Source organism: Mucilaginibacter sp. P2_D11, from assembly GCF_056404435.1.
Genome location: NZ_JBFUEA010000005.1, coordinates 246,669 through 272,218 on the forward strand (window position 1 = coordinate 246,669; position 25,550 = coordinate 272,218).

Consider the following 25,550-nt stretch of genomic DNA (forward strand, 5'->3'; position numbering starts at 1 on the left):
CTAATGAAAGGGACGAGGGAGGTATTGCTGCTGGGTGTGATAATGACGGCTTTTACCGCATGCCGGTTTGGTACTCCGGTAACTAAGGTTAAACCTAATATTTTTACTGACACGGTTTTGTACGAAATGAAAACTATTCGTGAACGTGCGAAAGATTGCAATGCCGGGCCCGGCAGTACTTGCACTATGGCAGAGATAAGCTATCCGGTTTTTAAAGGCCAGGATGCGTTAAACGACACTATTAGGAATAGATTGCTAAACCTGTGGGTTAACGACGACGAAAAGGCTGATTCGTCGCTTCAGGCTATGGTAAGCACATATTTTAAGAGCTATGAGGAATTTAAAAAAGAAGATGAGCGAAAGAATATTTCCTTTGAACTTGAGGAATATGCCCGGGTAGTAAATCAGGACAGTTGCCTTATAGCAATTAGATATGGCGGCTATATCTTTTCAGGCGGGGCGCACGGCTCGGCTTTTGATGCCTTTATTAATTGGAATCCAAAAACAAAAAAATCCGTTTATCTGAAAGATATCCTGCTGCCCGGTGCATACGCGCAATTAAGCAAGGTGGCCGAACGTATCTTCCGCAAGAACGAAAAGCTGAAAGACACTTCCTCCCTTGAGCTGGACTATTTTTTTGAGGGTTACAAATTCGCCCTCAACCAAAACTACCTGTTTACACCAACGGGCATCCGATTCTTATACAATGAGTACGAAATAAAATCCTACGCCGCAGGGCAAACCGAGTTGGACATACCCTGGGCACAGATAAAAACACTTATAAAACCACAGTCGGTGGTGGCACAATACATAAAAAAAGATGCTGGTATTTAAATTCGGAGGCGCTTCTGTTAAAGATGCACCGGGCGTAATCAACTTGGGTAAGGTAGTAAGCTGCTATGCGGGCAACCAATTGCTGGTGGTGGTATCAGCCATGGGCAAAACCACCAACGCGTTGGAAAAGCTTACCAATGCCTATGTAAATGGCGATGGCGACGTGCATGAGATATTCGAAGAAATAAAGGCTTACCACTTCCATATCCTGTCGGAATTGTTCGAGACGGGGCACCCGGTGTTCGACGAAGTAGCCAATACCTTCGTGGAGATTGACTGGATGATTGAAGACGAACCGCAGGATGACTACGACTTTATTTACGACCAGATCGTATCCATCGGCGAACTGGTATCAACCCGCATCGTAAACGCCTGGTTCAACCAACAGGGCATTACCAGCAAATGGTTGGATGTGCGTGGCTACATCCATACCGATAATACTTACCGCGAAGGCGTGGTTGATTGGGATAAAACCCGTGCAAGTATCCAGAAGGACCTCCCCGCCATGTTGGAGAAAAGCGTTGTAGTTACGCAGGGTTTCCTGGGCGGAACATCCGAAAATTTCACTACCACGCTTGGCCGCGAAGGTTCTGATTATACGGCATCTATCATCGCTTCCTGCCTCGGTGCAGAATCCGTTACTACGTGGAAAGATGTGCCCGGCATATTGAATGCCGACCCGAAGCATTTTGCAGATACCGTCAAATTCGATGAGCTGAGCTATCAGGAGGCCATAGAAATGACTTATTACGGTGCAAGCGTCATCCATCCAAAAACCATCAAGCCGCTGCAAAACGCAGGCATCCCCCTATTGGTAAAACCTTTCACAGATCCCGGTGCGCCCGGCACTGTTATTAAAGACAATGTGACCAACAGCTTTGCCAAACCGGTTATCATCGTAAAACAAAAGCAGGTGCTGTTATCTGTTTCGGCTAAGGATTACTCCTTTATTTCGGAAAGCCACCTCAGCGAGATATTCGGCTTTTTTGCGGCAAACCATGTAAAAGTGAATGTGATGCAAACTTCGGCGTTGAGCTTTACGGCCTGCATAGATCTGGTGCCCGGTCGTTTCGAAAAACTGCTGGTAGCACTAAAGCTGCAATTTAAGGTGAAGTACAACGACGAGTTAACGCTGATAACCTTACGACATTATACCGATGATGTCTTGGCTGAATTAACAGCGGGCAAAACCGTATTGATGAAACAAACCAACCGCAACACGGCGCAAGTGGTAATCAAATAACCAATAAACCCCAGGCAACAAGGGCAGCAAAAAGCGTATTGAGGAAATTGACTGAGTTGTTTTTAAGATAGCCCTTGCGCTCGAGCGTGGCACCCAATAGTGAATCGAAAAGGTTACCGGCTGTGCCTGCAATAACAATAATGGCAGCATGGGAATTCCAACCAAAGCAACAAGCAAATATAAGTGCGATAATTGCCGAGCCTGCTATACCGACGAGGGTGCCCTCTATGCTTATTACGCCGTCTTTGCCCCTTTCATCCGGTTTTAAGGTGAGGATATTGTAGAAACGCTTGCCGTAAATAGTGCCCAATTCAGACGATAGCGTATCTGCCGTGGCCGAAGCTAAAGATGCTGCCATGAGCACGATTAAAGGGCAAGGGTATATTAGCCAAGGTATAAAGGAGTTAAGAACACCCAATATACCCGCAACACCCCCATTAGCTAAAACCTGGTAAGCATCCCTCCTTTCTGGTTCTGCTTGTTCTTCAAATATTTTCTTCTGGTTTTTTCCAAACGATGTGGCAATAGTAGCCAGTATAAAAAACGCAGCCAACATTGCTATCCCCGGGAAAATAAACCCATAATAAATCCTGATGGCGATAAACCCGGCTATAATAGTACCCGCAAGCGTGAGTTTACGAAGTTTATAAACCAGCACAAGTATGAGTAAAAGTATAAGAGGCAGTATTAAACCAAGCGAGACGTCTGTGGCAAACATATTGCTAAATAAGTCTATTTAAGGTTTTAAAACAACATTGCATCATGTTTGCATGCAATACATATAAGCAGCAACAAAAAACGGGGTAAAAAAATCATGGCCCTTCATGATTATGCTTTTATAATAGGATTTTGTTTTAGTAAAACCACGTAGAAATACCTATATTTATTCAATGAATTAAATCCCCCGGCTTAATTCGCTATATAAATCTAATTTATTATTCTTCACGCTTATTAATTGGTGTACCAAAGATTTTTATAAATATGCTGGGCAACTCAACATTCATCAAAATATTTCAGCAGTTCCCATCGCCAGGCATCGTTTTACTGCCGGATGCACCGGTTTTTACCATAATTGAGGTAAACCGGGCCTATCTTGCCGCGAGCAACGTTACAAGAGAAGATTTGATAGGTAAAGGTTTCTTTGATTTTATAAAAGACCAATCAAACCATGTTGATGACGCCGAAATACAGGCTTTTTGCGATGCGTTGAAAAACAAGCAAAGCTGGAGCACAGCGCCGCGACGTTACCATGTGAAATTCAGGGACAAAAGTGGTTTTGATGAGCGGTATTTTAAATGTGAAAACGAGCCGCTGCTGAACGATGATAACGAAGTTACTCATATTTTACACACTGCTACTGATGTTACCGAAACCGTCCTTATAAAAGAAAAAGAGGCCCGCGCCGAACAAAGCCTGCGGGAAACATCTTTGCTGATGCAACAAGGGCAGGAACTGGCCAATTTTGGCAATTGGCAATGGGATGTAGTTAAAAACAAAGTAAGCTGGAGCGAAACCCTATACGCAATTTATGGGCTGGATAAAACATCATTCAAGGCCACTTTCGAAGGTTATCAGGAACTTCTCCATCCAGACGATAGGGCCTACGTTTATAACACGATAAGCAGCGTATTGCAAACCAAGCAAGACGTGGTATTTGAAGAACGCATCGTAAGGCCAAACGGAGAGCTGCGTTATCTGAAATCGTGGGGGAAAGTGCAAACGGACGAACAAAATAACCCGGTAAAAATGATAGGAGCCTGCCTTGATATTACCGAAACCAAAATTGCCGAGGCGCAATTGACCCAAATGCACAAAGAGCTTGAAGAACATTTGAAAACCCTGGCCATTTCAGAAAAACGATACAGCGACCTTTTTCATCTCAGCCCTTTGCCCATGTGGGTTTTTAACCTCGATTCCCGCAAGTTTTTGAACGTAAACTCTGCTGCAATAAAACATTATGGCTATACGTTGGATGAATTTTTAACAATGGATGTTACCCGTATATGGCCTATTGATTGCCTGCACGATTTTGAGCAAACCGTAAATAGCACAAGCCAAATGTATAGTGGCATATCTACGCAATCAAAAAAGAACGGCGAAAAAATAAAGGTTTTCCTGCAAAGCAACTTTATACAGTTCAGTGGGGATAATACCCACTTGGTGGTGGCCACAGATATCACAGAAAGGCAAAACTACATACAGGCTATAGAACTGCAAAACAAGCATTTGCAGGATATTGCGTGGATGCAATCGCACGTAATACGCGCGCCGCTGGCCAGGATAATGGGTTTGATTGAAGTATTCAAAAATTATGATGCCGCCGAGATAGACAAGAACGGGGTGCTTGCAGATATCGAAATATCGGCTCAGGAGCTTGATGGTATCATCAAGCATATATCCACCAAAACCGATGAGGTGGCTTCTCCCCTTAAAATTTAATGCAAGCGTTTATAGCCTGGCTACCGGTAAATGGTTATAATGAAATAATTGACGGGCAAGTACCGCCCATTAAAACAACCTGGCACGGCGGGCGTAACCAACTATCCCTTCGCTTCCTCCTCCACATTTACTATGATGGAGCGGATCGCAGTATCCAGCTCCCCGCCGGCTTCTTCGAGTTTATCCAGGGCTTCGGGGTCTACCTGGTATTCGGTTAGTTTTATTACGGTGATCAATCCAAGTATAGATGCCAACGGCTTGCGCAGCTCGTGCGATTGGATAAAGGCGATATTCTCCAGAGCCTTATCCTTCCGCAAACTGCTGATGATGCGCAACTGGTTATCCTTACGAATAATACGATACTGCAAAAACAAAATAATACTGAACACAATAAACAGCATGCAACCAGCTACCGTAATGATCAACTGACGGTTACTGCGCGTTTGGCGCTGGTCCATCTCGGCAAGTTCCTTATCTTTTTTTGCGGTTTCGTATTTAATTTGAAGTTCGCTCAGCTTCACTTCGTTCTCTTTTACTTTAAGCTGCTGACGCATGCGCTGCGCGCGCAACATTAAACCAAGTGAGGTTTTGTAATCGCCTTTGGAATAATAGCAGGCTTCTAAATGCTCGTACAGTTCCATCTCGCGGTATGGTTCCTTTATCTCTTTAGCTATCTCGATAGCTTTTTTTATGTAGCCAAGGCCCTTTTCTTCTTCGCCCTTAAAAAAGTAGGCCTGCCCCATCCACGCGTAACCATAGGTCAAGCTCCGCAGTTGATTTAGCTTTTCTGCCAGGGTTGCTCCCTTCCCTGCGTAAAATATGGCTTTGTCGTAATCTTTATTATCCAGGTAATACTGCCCAACGTTGTCGTACAAGGGTATCCGCTGGCGTTCGTATCTATCGCTTTGCTCTGCAATTTTCAAAGCGCGCATTTGTACATTGATAGAAGTATCTGGCGTGGGATCGGTAGTAACTTTTCGAATAGAATGGATAAGCATAGCTTTCTGGCTAAGCGACCCGATGATCATGGCTGTATCTTTATTGGCGATTGCCCATTTCAACGCTTTTTGCTGAGCCTCGAATGCCATTTTGTAATTGGTGTTCTCTTTATGCAAGTTGCTGATCAAACTATAAAGCAAAGGGTAAACTTCGTTTATTTTATATCGTTCGATATCACCGAGGCACTTTACCGCCATGTGCATAGATTCCTCGTGCTTAGACGACATCCAGAAATAATGCGACCTGAACAATTCGCTGTACACCAGCGCTGTTTTATTACCTGTTTTTTGCGAAGCGGCGAATAACTTATCTGCAATAGGCGGAAGCGAGTCGGCATGGGCATTCTGCAGGCTTTTGCCTTTATCTATCAGTTGCAGTATTCCTTTGGAACTTAGTGCTGTAAAGGGTGTATCCGCCGGTTTTTGCCCACATGAAAGCAGGAACACTAAGGCACAAATGAGCGTGAATAAACGTTGTGTGACAGCGGTCATAGGGTATTAGAAAGCATAATATTTGGATGCATCTAAATCTAGGAAAAATCATTAATAAATAATTAAACTTCCTTACGGTTATTTTAACAAAGGAGCGCACAAAGGCAAAAAACATAGAGGCCGCGGAGCATGGCCATCTGTCGTTTAGATACCCAACCAAAAAAATAAATGGTTTGCAAACCTTGGTGCCCTTTGTGTTCATCAATTTGGAAATCCTTTGCGCGCTTTGTGGTAAAATCGTCTCTAGTTCGCCAAATTAATCCTCCCTAACGGTACTTTCCGTATCTTAGCTGCGTTAGCTACTACCTATGTCTAAAAAGAAGAAAAAAGGCAATTCATCCATCAACCAGGTGCTTACGCAAATGGTACTGGATATATTCGAACAAAATGGCAATACGCCGCTCAACCATAAACAGGTTTCGGCCAAACTCAACGTGCGCGATCCTGACGCCCGCGAGGTGATATTTGATGTGTTAAAAGATGAGGCCTTCAAGGGCGTCCTAAAAGAAATCTCACCAGGCAAGTTCCAGTTGCTGGAACTTAAGACCTTCGTGGAGGGTAAGGTTGATTTGACCAACGATGGCTCGGCATTTATCGTTACAGACGACCCTGCCGAAACCGATATCTTTGTGGCACCGCGCAAACTGCGCAACGCGCTTAACGGTGACCGCGTAAAGGTTTACGTGTACGCCATAAGCAAGGGCAAACGCCAGGAGGGCGAAGTGATAGAGATATTGCAACGCAACAAGATGGAGTTTACCGGCGTGGTAAAACTATCAGAACGCTTTGCGTTCTTCGTGCCCGACGACCGGAAGATGATGCACGATATCTTCATCCCCATCCCCGACCTTAACGGAGCCAAGAACGGCATAAAAGCCGTTGCGGAAATTACCGACTGGCCGGCAGGAGCCAAAAACCCGATAGGCCGCATCAAGCATGTGTTGGGTACACAGGGCGAGAACGATACCGAGATGAACGCCATATTGGCGGAGTATGGATTCCCGCTCTCCTTCCCTGCTGAAGTGGAGAAGGATGCTGAGGAGATACCCGCCGAGATTTCTGCTGAAGAAATTGCCAAACGTAAGGATTTCCGCGAGACGCTTACCTTTACCATCGATCCATTCGATGCTAAGGATTTTGATGATGCCATCTCCTACAAAAAGCTGGATAACGGCAACTACGAAATCGGCGTACACATTGCCGATGTATCGCACTATATCATCCCCGATTCGGCCCTGGATAAGGAAGCTTACGAGCGCGGCACCTCCGTTTACCTGGTAGACAGGGTTATACCTATGCTGCCAGAGCGTTTGTCAAACGGGCTATGCTCGCTCCGCCCAAAAGAGGATAAGCTTTGCTTTGCAGCTGTATTCGAGATGGACGAGAACGCCAATGTTATCGAGCAATGGTTCGGCAAAACCGTTATCCATAGCGATAGGCGTTTTACTTACGAGGAAGTGCAGGAAGTTATCGAAACCAAAACCGGCGATTACCCGGAAGAAATAGAAACGCTGAACGCCCTGGCCTATAAGTTGCGCGAGCGTAAGTTCAAAGCAGGCGCCATCAGTTTCGAGACCACGGAAGTAAAATTCAAACTGGATGAAACCGGCAAGCCCACCGGCGTTTATGTTAAAGAACGCAAGGATGCGCATAAACTGATAGAAGACTTTATGCTACTGGCCAATAAAAAAGTGGCCGAACACGTGAGCAAAATGGGCAAAGGCAAGCATAAATACACCTTTGTTTACCGCGCGCACGATTCCCCCAAGCCCGATGCACTGGCCAACTTCGCGCAGTTTGCTGCAAGGTTCGGGTATAAAATCAATACTAAATCTGATAAGGAGATTGCCAAATCGCTCAATTACCTAATGGAAGATGTGGAAGGCAAAAAAGAGCAGAACGTACTTACCCATTTGGCCATCCGCTCTATGGCGAAGGCTATTTATACCACCAAGACTTCAAGCCACTATGGTTTGGCGTTCGATCATTACACGCATTTTACATCACCTATCCGCCGCTACCCGGATGTGATGGTGCATAGGCTGCTGTTCCATTACCTTAATGGCGGCCAAAGCGTAAACGGCGACCATTATGAGGAACTGTGCAAGCACAGCTCGCTGATGGAGAAAAAAGCAGCGGATGCCGAACGCTCCTCGGTTAAATACAAGCAGGCAGAATACCTGAAAGACCAGGTGGGTAATATATTTACCGGTATTATTTCGGGCGTTACCGAATGGGGCATGTATGTGGAGATCATCGAAAACAAATGCGAAGGCATGATACGCCTGCGCGATATCAGCGACGATTTTTATACGCTCGACGAGAAGAACTATGCTATCATTGGCCAGCGCAAAAAGAAGGTTTACCAGCTTGGCGATGAAGTGAACATCCGTGTAAAGAATGTAGACCTGACTAAGAAACAAATAGATTTTAGCTTAGTAACCAATTAATTTTGAGTGGAGAGTGGTTAAGTAGTGAGTGGTTTTAGAACCATTCTCTTAATCAACTACTCACCACTTAACCAAACCCATGAGAAAACTCGAAGACCTGCAATCCCTTATTGCAACCTCCGTAGAAAAACTGAAATACCCGGCTTACCCGGCCGAACTTTACGAGCCGATAAGCTATATCTTATCTATCGGCGGTAAGCGCATGCGCCCTGCCCTGCTACTGATGGCCTGCGACCTGTTTGGCGGCGATGTGGAAGCAGCCCTACCCCCTGCCCTCGCCATCGAGGTGTTCCATAACTTCACGCTGATGCATGATGATATTATGGATAACGCCCCTATCCGCCGTGGCCGCGCTACTGTACACGAAAAATGGAACCAGAATGTGGCTATCTTAAGCGGCGACGTGATGCTGATAGAAGGCTATAAGCTGATGATGCAAGTACGCGATAATATTCTGCGCCGTGTATTGGATATCTTTAACGATACCGCCGTAGGCGTTTGCGAAGGCCAGCAGTTGGACATGACCTTCGAGACAAGCAATAATATCAGCATCAGCGAATACATCAACATGATACGCCTTAAAACTGCTGTGGTATTGGGTGGCGCATTAAAGATAGGGGCATTGATTGGTGAAGCAGATGATAAAGATGCGGACTTACTATCCGATTTCGGCGTAAACCTGGGTATTGCCTTCCAGCTACAGGATGATATTTTAGATGTGTACGGCGACCCGCTGAAATTTGGCAAACAGGTTGGCGGCGACATCATCTCCAACAAAAAAACCTACCTGCTGATAAAAGCACTGGAACTGGTACAAGGCTTCGATGCCGAAGAACTGCAGCGCTGGATTACCTTTACAACCTTTGATGCTGCCGAAAAAGTGGCCGCCGTTACCGAAATTTACAACACGGTAAATGTTCGCCAATACGCCGAAGAGGAAATGCAGGCCTATGCCGAAAAGGCTTTTAAGGCCCTGGAGCAAATAAACCTGCCCGAAGGCAGCAAACAATACCTCCGTGATTTTGCCGACGGCTTGCTGGTGCGGGAATATTAGTATATTTAGAGTATGAAGAAACTCTTACTTTTGCTTTTCGGAGGATTTATAGCAGCTGAATCAAACGCACAATCAAAAAAAGATACGCCAGTTACTGATACAGATAGGGTTACCAGTGTTTTTTATATCGAACCTCAGCCGCAATTCCCAGGCGGCGATAAAGCTTTTAAGAAATTTTTAGCGAAGAACTTAAAATGGCCCGACGGCGATATTGATGCTGAGGGCTCGGTGATTATTACTTTCCTGGTCCGCAAAGACGGCACCACAACCAACTTTAAAGTATTGAGAGGCATCCATCCAATTTTTGACCAGGAAGCAATGCGCGTACTCAAAAAGATGCCAAAATGGAAGCCAAAAATTCAAAACGGCAAGCCAGTTGCTTGTAATTATACGCTGCCCGTTAGATTTGGTGTGTCAAACGAATAACCTACCGGCATCTGTATTATTTATGATATAGCTTGAAATTGACATCTTGTAATGCTTAACTTGCCTAACCTATTCAGCATTAAATGAAAAGAAACCTATATGCTTTTTGGGTGGCGATAGCTATTGCTCCCACTGCCTAAAACTTTTGGCAAAACGTAGCGTACCGGCCAACTATCGAATGACATTATCAATTGTTTTTAGCTTAAATAACGCTCAATTAAGCATAATATAAATATGAAAATAAAACTACTCCCAACCCTCTTTTTCTGCGTGGCAATGTTTGCGGCAAAAGCTCAAACGGTTGATACCGCAAAAAGCGTGAAAGACACCGCCCAAATATCTAAACCTGTAGATGTCCTACCAGAATTTAAAGGGGGGCCGGAAAAACTAATGCGTTTCCTGGCCAGGAATTTAAAATACCCTGCAAAAGCGTTGGATGATAATGTGCGGGGGAAGGTAATTGTAAGTTTTGTTGTGGAAAGAGACGGCAGCTTAACTGATATAAAAGTTGTTAAAAGCCTGTCAGCCGAAACGGATGCCGAAGCTTTACGACTGATTGCGATATTGCCAGCCTGGAAGCCCGGTATACAGGGCGGTCGGCCGGTCAGGGTTCAATATTCACTTCCTGTTTCATTCAATTTTGATAATGACTAAGAACATCTTAAAAACATGCGCTTTTGCATTAACGATAAGCGCAGCATGCTTACAGGCCTCTGCCCAAAACAAAACAACATCCGGCGGTAAACTAAAACCCGAGCAGGCCAATATGGATGTTCGGCATTACACCATTGCACTGGATGTAAATTTCGAGCAGAAAACGATTGATGGCTACGCAACTATCGATATCATCGCCGCAAAGCCAACGCACGTACTGCTGTTTGACTTGCTGGATTCGCTTAACGTCAGTTCGGTTTTGGTAAATGGCAAGAAAGAGCCTTTTACCTACAAAAACAACATGATCACCATCAACACGGTGAAAGAACTGGCAGCAGGCAAAGCCAGCGTAAAAGTGGTGTATGGCGGCAAGCCGCACATAGCCGTGCGCCCGCCATGGGATGATGGGTTTACTTTTACAAAAGATTCTACCGGCCACAACTGGCTGGCCATTACCGCCGAGGGCACGGGCGGCAAGGTGTACTTCCCTTGTAAAGATCACCCGTCTGATGAGCCGAACGAGGGTGCGGATCTGATCATCACGGTGCCGAAGGATTTGGTAGTCGCCGGTCCGGGCTTATTGATAAGCACCAAAAAGAAGGGCGACAAAGCCACCTACCATTGGAAAACCAATTATACCATCAACAACTACAGCATCCTGTTCAACGTGGGCGATTATAAGCTCGTGCAACGCACCTACAAAAGCGTCGCCGGTAATACCGTACCTATCCAATTCTACGTACTGAAAGAGCACGCCGATAAAGCCGATAAGTTGATGGATATGTTCGAGGTAACCATCAACGAAAAGGAAAAATACTTTGGCGAATACCCCTGGGCTAAAGAGAAAGTGGGCCTGGTAGAAACGCCGCACCTGGGCATGGAGCATCAAAGCATGGTGGCCTATGGCAATAAATTCAGGTACGTACGCGTGGGCACGCAGGATTACGATTGGCTGCTGCACCACGAGTTTGGGCACGAGTGGTGGGGTAACAAAATCACCGCTATCGATTGGGCCGACTACTGGATACATGAGGGCATCGGCAGCTACGCCGACGCGCTTTTCACGTTGGAGTTTGCGGGCAAGCCGGCTTATATCAAGCTATTCCAAAAATCGGTAAAGGGCATCCAAAACAAGCAGCCTATTGTACTGGGTAAGGATATCGACGAGGAATCGGCCTACAACGGCGACATCTACAGCAAGGGCGCATTCTTTATGCACACCATCAACTACGTAATGGGTGATAGTCTCTTCTTCCCTACCCTCAAAGGTTTCGCTACCGACCCTAAACACACCTACAGCAATCTGAACAATACCGACGATGTGGAGCAATATTTCAGCGCTGCCTATGGCAAAAGTTTGAAGCCTTTGTTTGATATGTACCTGCGTACCATTGATAAATTGCAGATCAGCGTTATCCCCGCACGCGGCGATAACAAATACCTCATCAAACTGGATAACATCAGCATGCCGCTGCCACTGGATATCACCACTGATGCAGGCACGCAACGCATGGTAGTTGATGCCAAGGGCATCACTATAACCAGCAAAACCATGCCGGTTATAGATGCCGATGGCTGGTATTTTAAGAAGGTGATTTATGAATAAAAGGTAGCCGGCTGGTTACCCATATGCGAGGATCGAAGTGTACAGCATGTTAGTGATGCAAATTCAGAGACTCCTTCGATCCTCGCAATACCGATATTTCCAGACATCCTTTTCTACTTTCTTATCAATCATTACCGGGATCTTACTTTACCTTGTCAAGCGTCATCTCGAAGAATTTGACCCATTTGCCGTCGCGATTCATCTCGCCAGTCTCAAACCATTGGCCTTTATCGTTTAGTTCTATAATATAGCGCATGCCCTCGTACGGATACCAATAGAGCTTACTTCCTATCAGTTCTGCTTTAAATTGGCCCTCGCGGCCGGTTGCCAAATAGGAGCGGAAATTATAACCACCGGGCTTATTAGAAGTAATTATGGCCAGGGCGTTATGAATTATTTGGCCATCGGCTTTTCCAAGCCCATCTATCTGCAGGGCGGTGCTATCCAGCTTAAATTGAACACTCTCTGTTTGGTCGAAGGTTGATTTGCCCCCCTGCATCATCATCCAGCCTTTGCCCGCCCAGTTGCCAACAATAAAAGCAAGCTTGCTCACTTCGGCTTTGGCAGCTTTATCGGTTTCTTTTGATTGTGAATAACAAAGGCCCGACAACAACACGAGTGCAAATGTGATAGTAATTAATTTCTTCATAGTTTTTTCTTTCAAATTTATAGTTAGCTGGTGGTAATGTATTGTACAATTACGACATTCTGCTAAACTAAAATATGTTCTATCTGCCCGATGTGACTGATAAACTTGCGGATATCGTACCCCGCCACCTTCTTAAACGATTTATAATAATGTGCCTGGTCGGCAAACCCACATTCTGCAACCATTTCCGGATAGGTAAGATGCTGTACATGTAGATCGATAATAGCTTTGCGCAACCGCCTCATCTGGCAAAATTGCTTAATGGTAATACCTGTTTCTTTTGTAAACAGGCGCTGCAACTGTCGCGGGCTAAGATGGCTTACATCGGCCACCTCGGTTAAGGTTGCCTGTCCATTTCTGGCTATAACAAAATCGACAGCCTTAACAATACGGGCATCCGGCTCTACATCGCTTTCAGCCTTAACCTTCATTAGTATGTCATCCAGCAGGGCCGTGTTATCAAAACCGAGTTCCATTTGCATTAAAATTTCCTGTTGCCAGTTACTGATATCCTGTGGCGGATATTGAATTACGCCACCCGCAATTGCAGCCGGTGCAGTAGAATTCAGCCACAGGGAACAGCCCGGTTTAACGCGTATACCAAAGGATACGGAGTTTGCAAAAACCGGCACCTCCTTAATCACAGTGGTAGGCCCAACAAACACCACCATTTTGTGATGAAACGATACCATATTGATAAACAAAAGGGAACAACTTCCATCTGGCGGAAAAATGTGATTGATGGGTACATTACTATTGTCTGCAACCGGGTCCACTACAAATTTCCAATAACATTCTACCACGCTGCGCAATTGCGGATGAGGAAGGTATTCTTTATAAAGCATATGCCTTCAAATTGCGTATAATTTCATGTAATTCAAAATTGCGCGCATACAAAAAAACCTGCATCAAACGATACGTTTTTTTTTCGGCCACACACCAGGCCATTGTGCTGGCCGCCTTATCCGGATTAGCCAGCAGCGCTGGTGCTGAAAATAACTTTCTCATAGTGGGTATTGGGGTAAGCCAACTTAACAAAAATGCCTGTGCATCAAGCCCATCCCGTTACAGGTATTTCATTAATATTTATCTGCATTCATAAATTGTGATAATAATAACAGTAGCTTTACCATACCAATTTTAACCTTAATACATTAAATCATCATGCAAACAGCAGGCATCATCGGTGGCTCCGGCTTTATCGGCAGCTACGTAACCAAACTTTTTTTAGAGCAGGGCTACAAGGTAAAGGTATCCTCTACCGATATCGGCAACCACAGCAAATACGAACACCTAAATGCGTTCAATGGTGCGGAAAACCTCGAAATCATTGCGCTGGACCTGATGCAGGCCGACAGCATCAAAGATTTTGCATCGGGTTGCAGCATCATCGTACATGGTGGTACGCCCTTTATTTTGGATGTGCAGGATCCACAGACCCAATTATTCGAGCCAACCGTAAAGGGGACGCAAAACTTTTTAGAAGTAATAAAGGCTACGCCCGGCATAGAAAAGGTGGTGTTCATAGCATCGGTAGCCGCATGGAATACCTCGTATCCGCTGAACCCTGCCACCTACCCGGCCGACCATATATTCTCTGAAAATGATACCCCATATTACGGCGAAGCCGATCACCCATACGCACAAGCAAAATTCCTGGCCGACCAGGCCGTAAGGAAGTTCACAGCCGATAACCCCGATTTGCCCTTCGAAATCGTTAGCGTTTCGCCGGTATTTGTTACGGGCAAGGCCCTATCGGGCCGCGAAGATTCTACCTCCATGGGCCTGCAATTCCTGTTCAAAAACCAGATAAAGCCAAACCCCTTCGTAGAGTTCCTGTTCACCGCCGATGTACCCTTTGCCTTGGTGGATGTTCGCGATGTAGCCGAAGGCATATTCAAGGCTGCCACTATAAAAGGCCTGCATGGCAAAAACTATTTGCTATCCGGCGAAACCTACAAGGTATCAGACATCAGCCTCATGCTTAATCAACAGCCCCCAGTAGCTGAGGCAGTAATTGTTTATGATAATACCTTAGCTAAAACGGATTTGGGGATTGCGTTTATTGCGGCGAAAGAAACCTTGAATAATTGTTGAAAATTGCTCACTAAAACATAGTGGCATTTTAGATTGGCATTTATGAGGAAAACCTAAAAAGGGAAAGTAAAAGAGAAATTTGGGGTAGCCGTTTATTTTACAGCTACCCCATTGCCAAATCCTTATTGTAGCGGCTCCGGTACTCTAAAGGCGAAAGCCCGGTAATCTTCCGGAACACCTCTCTAAAAGCTTTCAAATCGGCATAGCCTACCTCGTACATTACTTCGTTAACCCCTTTGCGGCTGGTTTCGAAGGCTTTTTTTGCTGCCTCTACTTTAACCCGCTGCGCGTACTCTAAGGGCGTATTGCCGGTTGCCTTTATAAATCTGCGATCGAAGTTGCGCCGGCCAACGGCAAAGCTTGCAGCCAGTTCTTCCACGGATATTTTTTCCTCCGGATTGCTCTCTATATACGCCTGAGCCTTTTTCACCAGTTCATCGGCATGCTTGCGCTGCCCTTTAAAAATAATAAAAGCCGATTGACTATGCCTGTCCATCTCAATCTGGAACACCTTTGAGCAAAAAATGGCGGTCTCCCGGTCATAATATTTTTCTACCAGGTAAAGGATGAGGTTAAGGAACGAATAAGCACCTCCGTTGGTGTAAATACCTTGCTCATCTGTAATGAGTTGGTCGGTTTGCAGGTTGATTTTTGGATAAAGCTGTTTCAATTGGTTGGCAGCCGACCAGTGCGTAGAGCAGCTTTTACCATCTAATAAACCCGCGGCCGCCAGCAAATAGGCCCCGGTACAAATGCTGGCTACACAGCTGCCGTTGCGGTATTGCTTGCCAAGCCAATCTATCAATTCGCCATTAGCCGTTATGGCTTGCTGGTAATTATGATTGAGGGAAGGGACAATAACCAAATCGGTTTTGCCTATTACCGATATATGCTTGTGTGGCCTGGCGGTAAATAAGCCGCCGTAAAAGTCCACTTCGTTGGAGATGCCGGCCAGTTCTATCTGAAATACTTCCTTTTTACCAGTTTCTTTGCGATAAGCATTGGCGCGGGTAAAAATCTTATAGGCCCCCACAATACTGCTGAGGTTGTTCTCGCCGTTCGGCACAATGATGGTAAGGTGTTTCATAACGATTGCTTTACTGTAAAGATAATGGTTTGCATCTGTCTAAATCAACCCGTCATGTTGTCTAAATAACACCCTATAACATTCTTATTTGGATGGTATATTTGTGATATCGACCGGTAATATTAAACATATCTGCAAAACAATGAGAAATACAACCCTTTGCCTTTTTATGGCATTGCTTGGCCTTAGTGCCGGCAAAAACGACTATCAGCTCCAAAAAACAAACCAACAAAAACCAACCATGATGACAACGGCATACATTACCACCGAAGTAGACCAGCTCACCCCCCAGGAAAGGGAATATGCTATCACACTATTAACGCAAACAGAAGCAGGCGTTTTTAGCTCCATAAAAGGATTGTCCGAAGCACAACTGCAATACAAACCCGCTGCCGATAAATGGAGCGTAGAAGATTGCGTTAAGCACATCGCCGCAGCCGAAAAAGAACTTTGGGAGATGGCAGATGCCGTATTGAAACAACCGGCAAATCCCGACAAAAGGGACGGAATAAAATTCAACGATGCGCAATTGGTAACAGCCGTGGAAGACCGTTCGCATAAATCGAAAACCTTCGCAGCGCTGGAGCCGGCAAACTCACCTTATAAAACGGTAGCCGAGGCACTAAAAGCATTTAAAGAAAACCGCGAAAAACTAATTGCCTTTGTTAAACACACACAGCAGGATCTGCGCAACCATGTAGCAGTATTACCCCTTGGCACATATGATAGCTACCAGTTTATTTTGCTTGTTGCAGCGCATAGCAACAGGCATACCCAACAAATGGACGAGGTAAAAAACAACACAGATTTCCCGAAGAATTAATTGCAGACTTTTCTTGTTAAACTGGCAAACCCGATAAACATCATGACAGATTTTACAACTTCATTTATCGTTACCCAAACACCGCAGCAGGTGTTCGATGCAGTAACCAATGTACGCGGCTGGTGGTCTGAAAGCCTTGAAGGCGATTCGAAACAATTGGGCGATGAATTCAGTTACCGCCACAAAGAAGTACATTATAGCCGGCACCGCCTAACGGAAGTTATCCCCGCTAAAAAGGTTGTATGGCTAACTACGGATAGCAGCATCAATTTTGTAGACGATACAACCGAATGGACCGGCACCACAGTGGTATTTGATATCGATGAAAAAGACGGGGAGACAATCCTGCGGTTTACCCATATAGGCCTGGTGCCCGCGTTGGCTTGTTACGAAGGTTGCAGTGGCGGTTGGAATTACTATCTGCAAAGCTTGCATAACTTAATAACTACCGGCAAGGGGAATCCGGACGTGTTAGGTGGTTGATTATTAATGGGTCGAAGAAAATTCTGCTTGATCCGGTTTTTCTCGGTAACCTCTTAACCAATTAATTTTTTGCGCTCAAGTCTAAAAGCAAAAAGGCCTGTAAATCATACAATTTACAGGCCTTTTATGTTGTTTGTTATCAAGCTTGGCGGGGAGGGAGAGATTGTAACCCCCTCCCTATTCATTTGATTATCTTTTAGTTACACATTTACCGGACGCTAGTCACCACGAATGCCGCACCGCTCTTTATTAGCTGTAAATTCAACTCTGCCGATTGCCACTCAAAAACTTCTATAACGGTGCTATTGGCGGCTTCTATAATTACTGCTTCACGGCTGGTAACCAGTCCTTCGGCTTTTAAGCGCAGCACGTGAGTTTTGGTAAGTTCTTTCAATGCCGCGGCTTTGCCGGGCTTGGGTTTGTAAGCTATAACGACTATGCGTGTCATGAAATTATTATTAAATACAATAGTATGAACTGATTTTAATTTGCTTATATATCTTGTGTGTCAAATTTTTATTATATGTAAGGTTACTTAATGCCAACTTTACTTAAAAGCAATCGTATAAAAAGCAATATATAGCTAAACCCAACAAAAACCTTTATAGAGTGATGATTAAACCGAGCAGATGGTTTACATATTTGGTTCGCGGGTTTGCTGCGCTTGCGTACCTTTTATACCCCTCAATTGGTAAAACACAAGCGCCCGAAATAAAATTCAAGCAAATCAGCATAGAGCAGGGCCTGTCAAACAGTTATGTATTTGCAATCAGGCAGGATAGCCGGGGCTTTATGTGGTTTGGTACGCGGGATGGTTTAAACCAGTACGACGGGCAGCAAATGAAAATTTACCGCACCATACCAGGCGATAAACATAGTTTGAGTGATAACGTGATCCGGTATATTTATGAAGACAGTAACAAAGTTTTATGGATAGGCACATTAAACGGGCTAAATAGTTTTAATCCATATAGTAATTCATTTACACGTTATAATCACGATCGTAAAAATAGTAATAGCGTTAGCGGGGGGCTGGTAGCCTGTATTTTTGAAGATAGCCAGCATACCTTATGGGTTGCTTTTCAAGATGGTTACCTTGACGTATTTAACCGTCAAACAAAACAATTCACACATTTTATACACCACAAAAAAAATAGCAGCAGCATTAGTGCGGGAGCTGTTAATTACATTTTTGAAGACAGGCAGAATAGGCTTTGGATAGCTACCGACTCGGGTTTAAATTTGTATAACCGCCAAACAAAAAAATTCAGCCTGTTTAAAAATAAATTTGGCAACATAGCCAACCAGATAGAAGGTATACAGCAAGCCCATGATAACAAACTTTGGCTTTCTACCAAAAACGCCGGGGTACTGGTTTTTGACCCGCAATACAATTCTTTTAAACAATATAAACATATCCAGGGATCAGAAGGTAGCCTATCGAGCGACGAGATAACGATTGAGGGTTTGCTTATTGACCACGAGGGCCATGTTTGGATAGGAACTATAAACGGGGGGCTTAACCTTTATAATCCGGAAGACGATAGTTTTTATCATTATAAACATAAATTTTATGATCCAACCAGCTTGGCCCAACTTTCGGCATCGGGCTTGTTTGAGGATAACCAGGGCAACCTATGGGTGGGCACAGGCCGCGGAGGCATCTGCCTTTATACACCTGCGGCCAACAGGTTTAATGTTTACCGGCAGGAAAAAGACGCCAATAGTTTAAGTTTCAGTGATGTTAAATCGTTTTGCGAAGACAGTAAGGGCAATATCTGGATTGGTACCGATGGGGGCGGTCTAAATCTTTTTAACCGAAAAAAAGCAACCTTTAAACACTTTAGGTACAACGAGGCCAACCCGGCCAGTATTGGGTCTGATGCGGTGCTTGATATTACCGAAGACAGGGATAGGAATTTATGGATAAGTACATGGGCCGGTGGGCTAAACCTGCTCCGTCCGGGAAGCAAAAAATTTATCCGTTTTAAAAACAATCCGAATGATAAAACAACAATCAGTTCGGATATGGTATTTAAAACCTTTCAGGATAGCAAAGGGAACATATGGGTGGGTACTTTCGCGGGCGGCCTTAACCTGCTCGATGCTAAAACCCATCAATTCAGGCGCGTTACTAAAGACCCGGATGGGGTTACCAGTTTTTTGGGTAACAACGTATTTATAATTAACGAAGATAAAGCGGGCAACGTTTGGTTTGGCGGCGACGACGGCGGTTTAAACTGCTATAATTTAAAATCCAGGCGCTTCTCGCACTATTTTAATGAATTTGCCAAGAAACCCGATATCAGGGTAATATTTACCGACCATAAAGGACGCCTGTGGATAGGGCAATCAGGCTTGTATCTTTTTGATGCGGCAAAAAAATCGTTTTCGCCCTATAGTAAGAAGGCGGGGCAATTTGACGATATGATTAAAGGTATAACCGAAGATGAGTTTGGCAATCTATGGGTATCGGCTAACGATGGCCTGTCGATGTTCAATCCTGATAAGCATACCTACAAAAAATTTAATATTAACGACGGGCTGCAAGGGATTGAATTTGAATCCAATTCGTTTTTAAGGGCAAAAGATGGCGAAATGTTTTTTGGCGGCACCAAAGGGCTCACCACTTTTTATCCTAAAAATATCAAAATCAACACCTTTCTTCCGCCCGTTTTTATAACCGGGCTCCAAATTTTTAATAAAACCATCGTTCCGGGCCAAAAGGATTCGATATTAAAAATCGATATTTCTTTAACCAGGCAGCTACATTTAAACTACAGGCAAACGTCGCTTACTTTTGAATTTAACGCCCTTAATTATGTAATACCCGAAAATAACAGCTATGCGTACAAGTTGGAAGGATTTGATAAGAGCTGGACAACTGCCGATGCCACAAAAAGAGCTACTTACACCAATCTTGATCCGCGTACTTATACATTTAGGGTAAAAGCATCAAATAACGATGGTTTTTGGAACCCAAAGTATGCGTCGGTTCAAATCACAATTACACCTCCGTACTGGCAAACGCTTTGGTTCCGGATTTTAGCCGGGCTAACCTTTATTGCAGGCATTTATTCCTATTACCGGCACCGTATCAACAGTATCAACAAGCAAAAGATAGAACTTGAAAAGCAGGTAAAAGAACGCACTGCCGATATTGCCAATAAAGCCGAAGAACTGCAAACGCAATCATTAGCGCTACAGGCACAGGCCGGGGAACTGCAGGCACAATCAGAAGAATTACATTCATTGAATACCGAATTAACTACAAAATCAGATAAACTGCTTGAGCAGGCTGATGATCTGAAAGGGCTTAACCAGCAGCTTACCGAACAAAAACACCAGGAACATTTGGCCCGCGAGGAAGCCGAAAAAGCCAACATGGCCAAAAGTACTTTTTTGGCCACCATGAGCCACGAGATACGCACACCAATGAATGGTGTTATCGGAATGGGATCATTACTGGCCGAAACTAACCTTGACAGCGAGCAGCGCGAGTATACCGATACGATTATCAATTGCGGCGAAAGCTTACTGAGCGTGATCAACGATATTCTCGATTTTTCTAAAATAGAATCGGGAAAAATTGAAATTGAACACGAGGATTTTGTGCTTCGTAAAAGCATAGAAAATGTGATGGATGTGTTCTCGACCAAAATTGCCGAAAAACATATTGATTTAATTTATGAAATTGATACAGACGTACCAGCATGCATTGTGGGCGACGAGCTTAGGCTTAAACAGGTATTGATAAACCTGGTAGGTAATGCCATAAAATTTACCGAGAAAGGCGAAATATTTATAAGAGTATTTGCGGCATCCAAAGCTCATGACGGTAATATACTAATAGGTTTTAGTGTGAAAGATACCGGTATTGGTGTTCCGCAAAATAAGTTGTCAAATTTATTTAAGCCATTTAGCCAGGTAGATTCTTCAACCACACGGAAATATGGAGGTACCGGGCTTGGTTTGGTAATCAGTAAAAAATTCGTTGAGTTTATGGGCGGAGAGATATGGGTTCAAAGCCTGCCTTTAGAAGGTTCGGTTTTTAATTTTACTATTAATGCCGGTGTAAGCAATGCCAAAGCTCCCCGTGATGATATTTATACCACCATCGGTTTTGAAGGAATAGAGGTATTAATTGTAGATGATAATAAAACAAACCTTAAAATTTTGAAAAGCCAGCTTGAAAACTGGGGGATGAAGGCTACAGCAACTACTTCGGCCAAAGATGCCCTTAATCAATTGTTAACAGACAGCAGCACACATCTGGTTATTACCGATATGGAGATGCCTGAGATGGACGGTGTGGGCTTAACCAAAGCGGTAAAAAGCATTAACCCGCTAATACCTGTTATTATGCTCAGTTCGATAGGCGATGAGAGCAGGAAGAAGTTTCCGGGATTATTTGCGGCCATTTTAACAAAGCCTGTTAAGCAACAGTACTTATTTAATAGCCTGCAAGCGGCTTTAAATTTGAACAATAATAACCCGCTTTTTGAAGATAAAAGCAAACAAATACTTTCGGTTGATTTTGCAGTGCAAAACCCGCTTAAGATACTGGTTGCCGAAGATAATCCTGTAAATCAAAAATTGATACAGCGCATTTTAAATAAGCTGGGCTATGAGCCAGGGATGGTTCAAAACGGAGTTGAAGCTTTGAATGAGCTGGAGAAAAATGATTTTGATGTGGTGCTAATGGACATACAAATGCCCGAGATGGATGGCCTGGAAACAACTGCCAACATCAGAAAAAGCAGCAGGCCGCAACCCTATATTATTGCCATGACGGCTAATGCGATGTCGGAGGATAAAGAAATATGCCAGCAGGCCGGCATGGATAACTATATAGCCAAACCCATGAAGCTGAAGGAGATCATCGATATGTTAAAAAATGTTTCGGCTACTTATAAACAAAAAGCCTAATTGGGTTGTGAAATATTTTATCTGCAATAGGGGATAAAATAAAAACCCTTGCCCTGTAATTTGGTTAAGCTATACGGAGATAATCAAAATTAACATGGCAAAAAAAGTTGCAGACCAATTGGTAAAGGCGGCAGGCTCTTCTCTTCCAGGTAAATATTACACTGCCCGTTTTCGGAATGGGATACGTCAGTGAGTTCGAAATATTCTAAAATACCTTCAGGCAGGATCAGGCGGACAAGGGTTTCGTGAGCGTTCGGCAAAGCTGTCGGGTGAAATAGTAGTTAATAAAACACAAAGCAACAATTTTTTCCCATTTCCCCCAACTTTTCAGACTGAGCCCATTTTTCTCGGTAACCTCTTAACCAATTTTTTACGAGATCTTGAGAAAATCCCTTAAAACAGGAAAACGGAAGCCTCCTCTTGCGAATCGACTTCCGTTTCCTAACTCTCGTTTGGCCATAGCCGCCCGTGAGCACCAAGTTTTGTGTAGATTTAACCGGCCCGCTCTCCTCTTTGTTAATTGCTAACGCTGATGTATCATTATTCCTGCGAATGCTGATGACTCAAATGTTGACACCTGATGCAGACTTTGTCAGTCTCCTTGCGGAGGCCTCTCCTTCAATGCCGCCCGTAGCGCTGATCTATCCATCGTTCCTTGCGGAATTCCGGTTAGGGCATACTTGCGGACCTTTGAACTCGCCATCCTCCCGAGGGGAAGTCGACGCTGTCGTTATCCGTGCAACGCTGATGTATCTTTATCCTCAGAGAACCAAGATTTACCATTGTTTGCTAACGCTGATTGCTTCGGGACCATTACCTCGTTTGCCGTTCTCCGTAAAGTGTAGCAAAACCCGTAATACCCCTTTTAATCACCTCCGAAGCAGTGTTGCTTTCGCTTCTTTCTTCTTCATGTGACCCAGGCACTTCCCTAATCTTTAGCTCCCCCGAAGGTTCGCCCGATTTAGTTTCTGTAATCCTGTAAGGCTGTCAAAGTACGTCGTTCTTGATATTTACAATATCGGAAGTTTTAGGTATATCTGTCAAGTGTTTTTTGATATTTTTTTACTTTTCTTATTAACACGTTATTAACACAAAATGGATAGTTATTAACATTCGCCAAATATTGATTACTAATCGATTACGCACCTGGCTCACAATCAGCGCTTACGGCGTTATCCACATCCAATTGGCGAAATCCACATTCCTTCGCAAGAATTAACCCGCCGAAAAACGCGTAAAAATGGAAAAGCTCATTTTTTTTTGGTTAAATGCTTCTAATATTTCCTGTGGATTTTGGCACATATTTTAATCTCGCCCCTGCTTTTTTCAGCCTCGCCTTTAATTTCAAGGGCTTGTTTGGTATAATCCGCTAAATTTACCACATGGATAAAACCGAAAAACAGCTATGCCTTTACAGCTCGGCCCTATTGGCCCTGATGCTGAACGCAGGCAAACTGCTCGCCCTGCGCGAGAACGGCATCCTGGCTCAATACTGGCACTTCAACACCGCCGAGTTTGTGTACCAGGTGCTGGTGCAGTTTACTTTCTGTTACCTTATGTTTTACCTCAACCTAAAGCAGCACTGGCTTACTTCGCTGCGTAGCCAGAAGAAATATCTTGCCTATGCAGGCATCAATTTTTTTATAGCTTTCCTGTTCATGGCATTTTTTGGCGGCATACAGCGGCGCGTTTACCACATAGATAGCCTCAGGCAGATATACTGGGCAGCCTACATGGCAAGGTTTGCGCTGGCTGCGTTGCTTACTGGCGTGCTCATCAAAATCATCCTTTTGCTGCGCACATCTAAACAACACCTGCAAGAAAACGAACGCCTGAAGAACGCCTACACCATTGCGGAACTTGAGCTGCTGAAAGAACAGCTGAACCCGCATTTTTTGTTCAATTCGTTAAGCAGCTTATCCGGCATAGTGCGCGAAAACCCCGCGCTGGCGCAACAATACATCAAGCATCTTTCTAAAGTATTCCGCTACAGCCTGGAAATGCCCCGGGGAAATTTAGTGAGCCTTACGGATGAGCTGCAGATGGTAGCCTCCTTTGCAGAGCTATTGAAGATGCGGCTGGAGGATGCTTTTTCCTTAAGTATAGATATACCCGAACGATACTTGCAATACCGCCTGCCGCACCTCTCGCTGCAACCCTTGCTGGAAAATGCCGCAAAGCATAACTCGGCAACACCGGCCGGTCCGCTGAGAGTATTAATCGCCATCAGCGGCGATAAACTGGCCATAAGCAACAACCTGCAGCCGGTAGCCGCCGAAAGCAGCGGCATTGGCCTGGCTAATCTTAGCGAGCGTTTCAGGATACTGATGCATCAGGAAATAGATATCGATAAAACAACCGGAAACTTCACCGTAATGCTCCCGCTGCGCCATGGCTGAATTGAATATAGTGATCGTAGAGGACGAAGCCGTTACGGCCCGTAACCTGGCACACATGCTGCAGAGTATAGATGATGGCATAAACGTTATGGCAAGCCTCCCATCTGTGAAGGAAGCCGTAAGCTGGTTTAACGCCAACAGCAATTACGACCTGATTTTTATGGACATCAGCCTGGCCGATGGCATGAGTTTCGAGATATTCAAAAAAACGGTCATCGCCCGGCCGGTGATATTCGTTACCGCATACAACCAACATGCCCTTACGGCTTTCAAAAATAACGGTATCGATTATATCCTTAAACCCTTCGACGAGCAGGAGCTAACCGCCGCGCTCGGCAAATACAAGAGCCTGGTATCGCAACCTGCGGCCAGGGCAAACACCGCCGTAGAAATGGAACGCTTGCTGGAGCAGTTGCATAAGCTAAGCAACCCGTATAAACGCTCGTTCCTGGTGCATTTCCGCGAGAAGCTGATACCTGTAGAAACCATAAAAATTGCCTGGTTTTACACCGCCAATGAAATTGTTTACGGCCGTACTGCCGACGACCGCCAGTATGTTATGGATTTTACGATGGAGCAATTGGAGCAACAGCTGGACCCGCAGCAATTCTTCCGTGCTAACCGGCAATTCATCATCAACCGCACGGCAGTTACCGAGGTTGATTTTTATTTCAACGGCCGCCTCTCGCTAAAGGTGCTGCCCCAGCCGGGCGAACAGATACTCATCAGCAAAGCCCGCGTGCCCGAGTATAAGGCCTGGATGAATCAGTAGGCATCCATACGGTGCCGCCCCCCTCCGCGTTTGCGCATGGCAGCCGCTTCGCCCCTCAATTTTTCAGCTTCGCCTGTTTTGATTAAACGATGATGGGTAATTCGGCTCAAATTAG

The 25,550-nt window shown here is 44.7% G+C and carries 21 protein-coding genes; 14 read left to right on the forward strand and 7 right to left on the reverse strand.

Features of this window, described 5'->3' with window-relative positions; all coding sequences use genetic code 11:
* The first annotated feature begins 3 nt into the window (after nucleotides 1-3).
* Nucleotides 4-834, forward strand: coding sequence for a DUF3298 and DUF4163 domain-containing protein (locus AC1DXC_RS09685; RefSeq protein WP_477458948.1), 831 nt, complete (start codon nucleotides 4-6; stop codon nucleotides 832-834).
* On the forward strand, nucleotides 821-2,077 hold the full coding sequence (locus AC1DXC_RS09690) for an aspartate kinase (protein WP_477458949.1): 1,257 nt from the start codon (nucleotides 821-823) through the stop codon (nucleotides 2,075-2,077). The genes AC1DXC_RS09685 and AC1DXC_RS09690 overlap by 14 nt, the downstream gene beginning before the upstream one ends.
* On the opposite strand, the gene AC1DXC_RS09695 is transcribed toward AC1DXC_RS09690, so the two are convergent.
* Nucleotides 2,070-2,795, reverse strand: a complete 726-nt coding sequence (locus AC1DXC_RS09695; protein WP_477458950.1) for a DUF92 domain-containing protein — start codon at nucleotides 2,793-2,795, stop codon at nucleotides 2,070-2,072. The genes AC1DXC_RS09690 and AC1DXC_RS09695 overlap by 8 nt on opposite strands.
* A 263-nt stretch (nucleotides 2,796-3,058) precedes the next feature.
* On the opposite strand from AC1DXC_RS09695, the gene AC1DXC_RS09700 reads away from it, so the two are divergent.
* Entirely contained in the window at nucleotides 3,059-4,516 is a 1,458-nt protein-coding gene (locus AC1DXC_RS09700; RefSeq protein WP_477458951.1) for a PAS domain S-box protein, read from the forward strand.
* Nucleotides 4,517-4,617: 101 nt separating this feature from the next.
* Here the strand turns inward: AC1DXC_RS09700 and AC1DXC_RS09705 are convergent, their stop codons facing one another.
* Nucleotides 4,618-6,006, reverse strand: coding sequence for a tetratricopeptide repeat protein (locus tag AC1DXC_RS09705; protein ID WP_477458952.1), 1,389 nt, complete (start codon nucleotides 6,004-6,006; stop codon nucleotides 4,618-4,620).
* A 308-nt stretch (nucleotides 6,007-6,314) separates the two neighbouring features.
* Between AC1DXC_RS09705 and rnr the strand changes: the two genes are divergently transcribed.
* The 5 genes from rnr (at nucleotide 6,315) to AC1DXC_RS09730 (ending at nucleotide 12,196) form a co-directional block, all read left to right on the forward strand.
* Complete coding sequence (gene rnr, locus AC1DXC_RS09710) at nucleotides 6,315-8,456, forward strand: ribonuclease R (protein ID WP_477458953.1); 2,142 nt, start codon at nucleotides 6,315-6,317, stop codon at nucleotides 8,454-8,456.
* Nucleotides 8,457-8,535: 79 nt separating this feature from the next.
* The gene (locus AC1DXC_RS09715) at nucleotides 8,536-9,510 is read left to right on the forward strand and encodes a polyprenyl synthetase family protein (RefSeq protein ID WP_477458954.1); all 975 of its coding nucleotides are present in this window, start codon (nucleotides 8,536-8,538) and stop codon (nucleotides 9,508-9,510) included.
* A 12-nt stretch (nucleotides 9,511-9,522) separates the two neighbouring features.
* Nucleotides 9,523-9,936, forward strand: a complete 414-nt coding sequence (locus tag AC1DXC_RS09720) for an energy transducer TonB (protein ID WP_477458955.1) — start codon at nucleotides 9,523-9,525, stop codon at nucleotides 9,934-9,936.
* A gap of 234 nt (nucleotides 9,937-10,170) precedes the next feature.
* Nucleotides 10,171-10,590: an energy transducer TonB gene (locus tag AC1DXC_RS09725; protein WP_477458956.1), complete on the forward strand. Its 420-nt coding sequence runs from the start codon at nucleotides 10,171-10,173 to the stop codon at nucleotides 10,588-10,590.
* Nucleotides 10,583-12,196, forward strand: a complete 1,614-nt coding sequence (locus tag AC1DXC_RS09730; RefSeq protein ID WP_477458957.1) for a M1 family metallopeptidase — start codon at nucleotides 10,583-10,585, stop codon at nucleotides 12,194-12,196. Before AC1DXC_RS09725 ends, AC1DXC_RS09730 begins: the two co-directional genes overlap by 8 nt.
* Before the next feature lie 142 nt (nucleotides 12,197-12,338).
* Here the strand turns inward: AC1DXC_RS09730 and AC1DXC_RS09735 are convergent, their stop codons facing one another.
* From AC1DXC_RS09735 to AC1DXC_RS09745, 3 genes are all read right to left on the reverse strand, one after another.
* Nucleotides 12,339-12,845, reverse strand: coding sequence for a hypothetical protein (locus tag AC1DXC_RS09735; protein ID WP_477458958.1), 507 nt, complete (start codon nucleotides 12,843-12,845; stop codon nucleotides 12,339-12,341).
* Nucleotides 12,846-12,907: 62 nt separating this feature from the next.
* The gene (locus AC1DXC_RS09740; RefSeq protein ID WP_477458959.1) at nucleotides 12,908-13,690 is read right to left on the reverse strand and encodes a helix-turn-helix domain-containing protein; all 783 of its coding nucleotides are present in this window, start codon (nucleotides 13,688-13,690) and stop codon (nucleotides 12,908-12,910) included.
* Nucleotides 13,680-13,853, reverse strand: coding sequence for a hypothetical protein (locus AC1DXC_RS09745; protein ID WP_477458960.1), 174 nt, complete (start codon nucleotides 13,851-13,853; stop codon nucleotides 13,680-13,682). Before AC1DXC_RS09745 ends, AC1DXC_RS09740 begins: the two co-directional genes overlap by 11 nt.
* 156 nt (nucleotides 13,854-14,009) lie before the next feature.
* On the opposite strand from AC1DXC_RS09745, the gene AC1DXC_RS09750 reads away from it, so the two are divergent.
* A complete protein-coding gene (locus tag AC1DXC_RS09750; protein ID WP_477458961.1) occupies nucleotides 14,010-14,942 on the forward strand; it encodes an NAD-dependent epimerase/dehydratase family protein in 933 nt (310 codons plus the stop codon).
* 103 nt (nucleotides 14,943-15,045) lie between these two features.
* On the opposite strand, the gene AC1DXC_RS09755 is transcribed toward AC1DXC_RS09750, so the two are convergent.
* Nucleotides 15,046-16,029 carry a GlxA family transcriptional regulator gene (locus AC1DXC_RS09755; RefSeq protein WP_477458962.1) on the reverse strand — a complete coding sequence of 328 codons (984 nt, stop codon included), beginning with the start codon at nucleotides 16,027-16,029 and terminating at the stop codon, nucleotides 15,046-15,048.
* Between the two features lie 142 nt (nucleotides 16,030-16,171).
* Between AC1DXC_RS09755 and AC1DXC_RS09760 the strand changes: the two genes are divergently transcribed.
* A complete protein-coding gene (locus tag AC1DXC_RS09760) occupies nucleotides 16,172-16,852 on the forward strand; it encodes a DinB family protein (RefSeq protein ID WP_477458963.1) in 681 nt (226 codons plus the stop codon).
* A 42-nt stretch (nucleotides 16,853-16,894) separates the two neighbouring features.
* Entirely contained in the window at nucleotides 16,895-17,335 is a 441-nt protein-coding gene (locus AC1DXC_RS09765; RefSeq protein ID WP_477458964.1) for an SRPBCC family protein, read from the forward strand.
* A gap of 208 nt (nucleotides 17,336-17,543) precedes the next feature.
* Here AC1DXC_RS09765 and AC1DXC_RS09770 read toward each other — a convergent pair whose 3' ends face one another.
* The gene (locus AC1DXC_RS09770; RefSeq protein WP_477458965.1) at nucleotides 17,544-17,783 is read right to left on the reverse strand and encodes a hypothetical protein; all 240 of its coding nucleotides are present in this window, start codon (nucleotides 17,781-17,783) and stop codon (nucleotides 17,544-17,546) included.
* Between the two features lie 164 nt (nucleotides 17,784-17,947).
* Between AC1DXC_RS09770 and AC1DXC_RS09775 the strand changes: the two genes are divergently transcribed.
* From AC1DXC_RS09775 to AC1DXC_RS09785, 3 genes are all read left to right on the forward strand, one after another.
* Entirely contained in the window at nucleotides 17,948-22,264 is a 4,317-nt protein-coding gene (locus AC1DXC_RS09775) for a hybrid sensor histidine kinase/response regulator (protein ID WP_477459080.1), read from the forward strand.
* A gap of 1,382 nt (nucleotides 22,265-23,646) precedes the next feature.
* Nucleotides 23,647-24,663: a sensor histidine kinase gene (locus AC1DXC_RS09780; protein ID WP_477458966.1), complete on the forward strand. Its 1,017-nt coding sequence runs from the start codon at nucleotides 23,647-23,649 to the stop codon at nucleotides 24,661-24,663.
* A complete protein-coding gene (locus AC1DXC_RS09785) occupies nucleotides 24,656-25,435 on the forward strand; it encodes a LytR/AlgR family response regulator transcription factor (RefSeq protein ID WP_477458967.1) in 780 nt (259 codons plus the stop codon). The genes AC1DXC_RS09780 and AC1DXC_RS09785 overlap by 8 nt, the downstream gene beginning before the upstream one ends.
* Nucleotides 25,436-25,550: the final 115 nt, after the last annotated feature.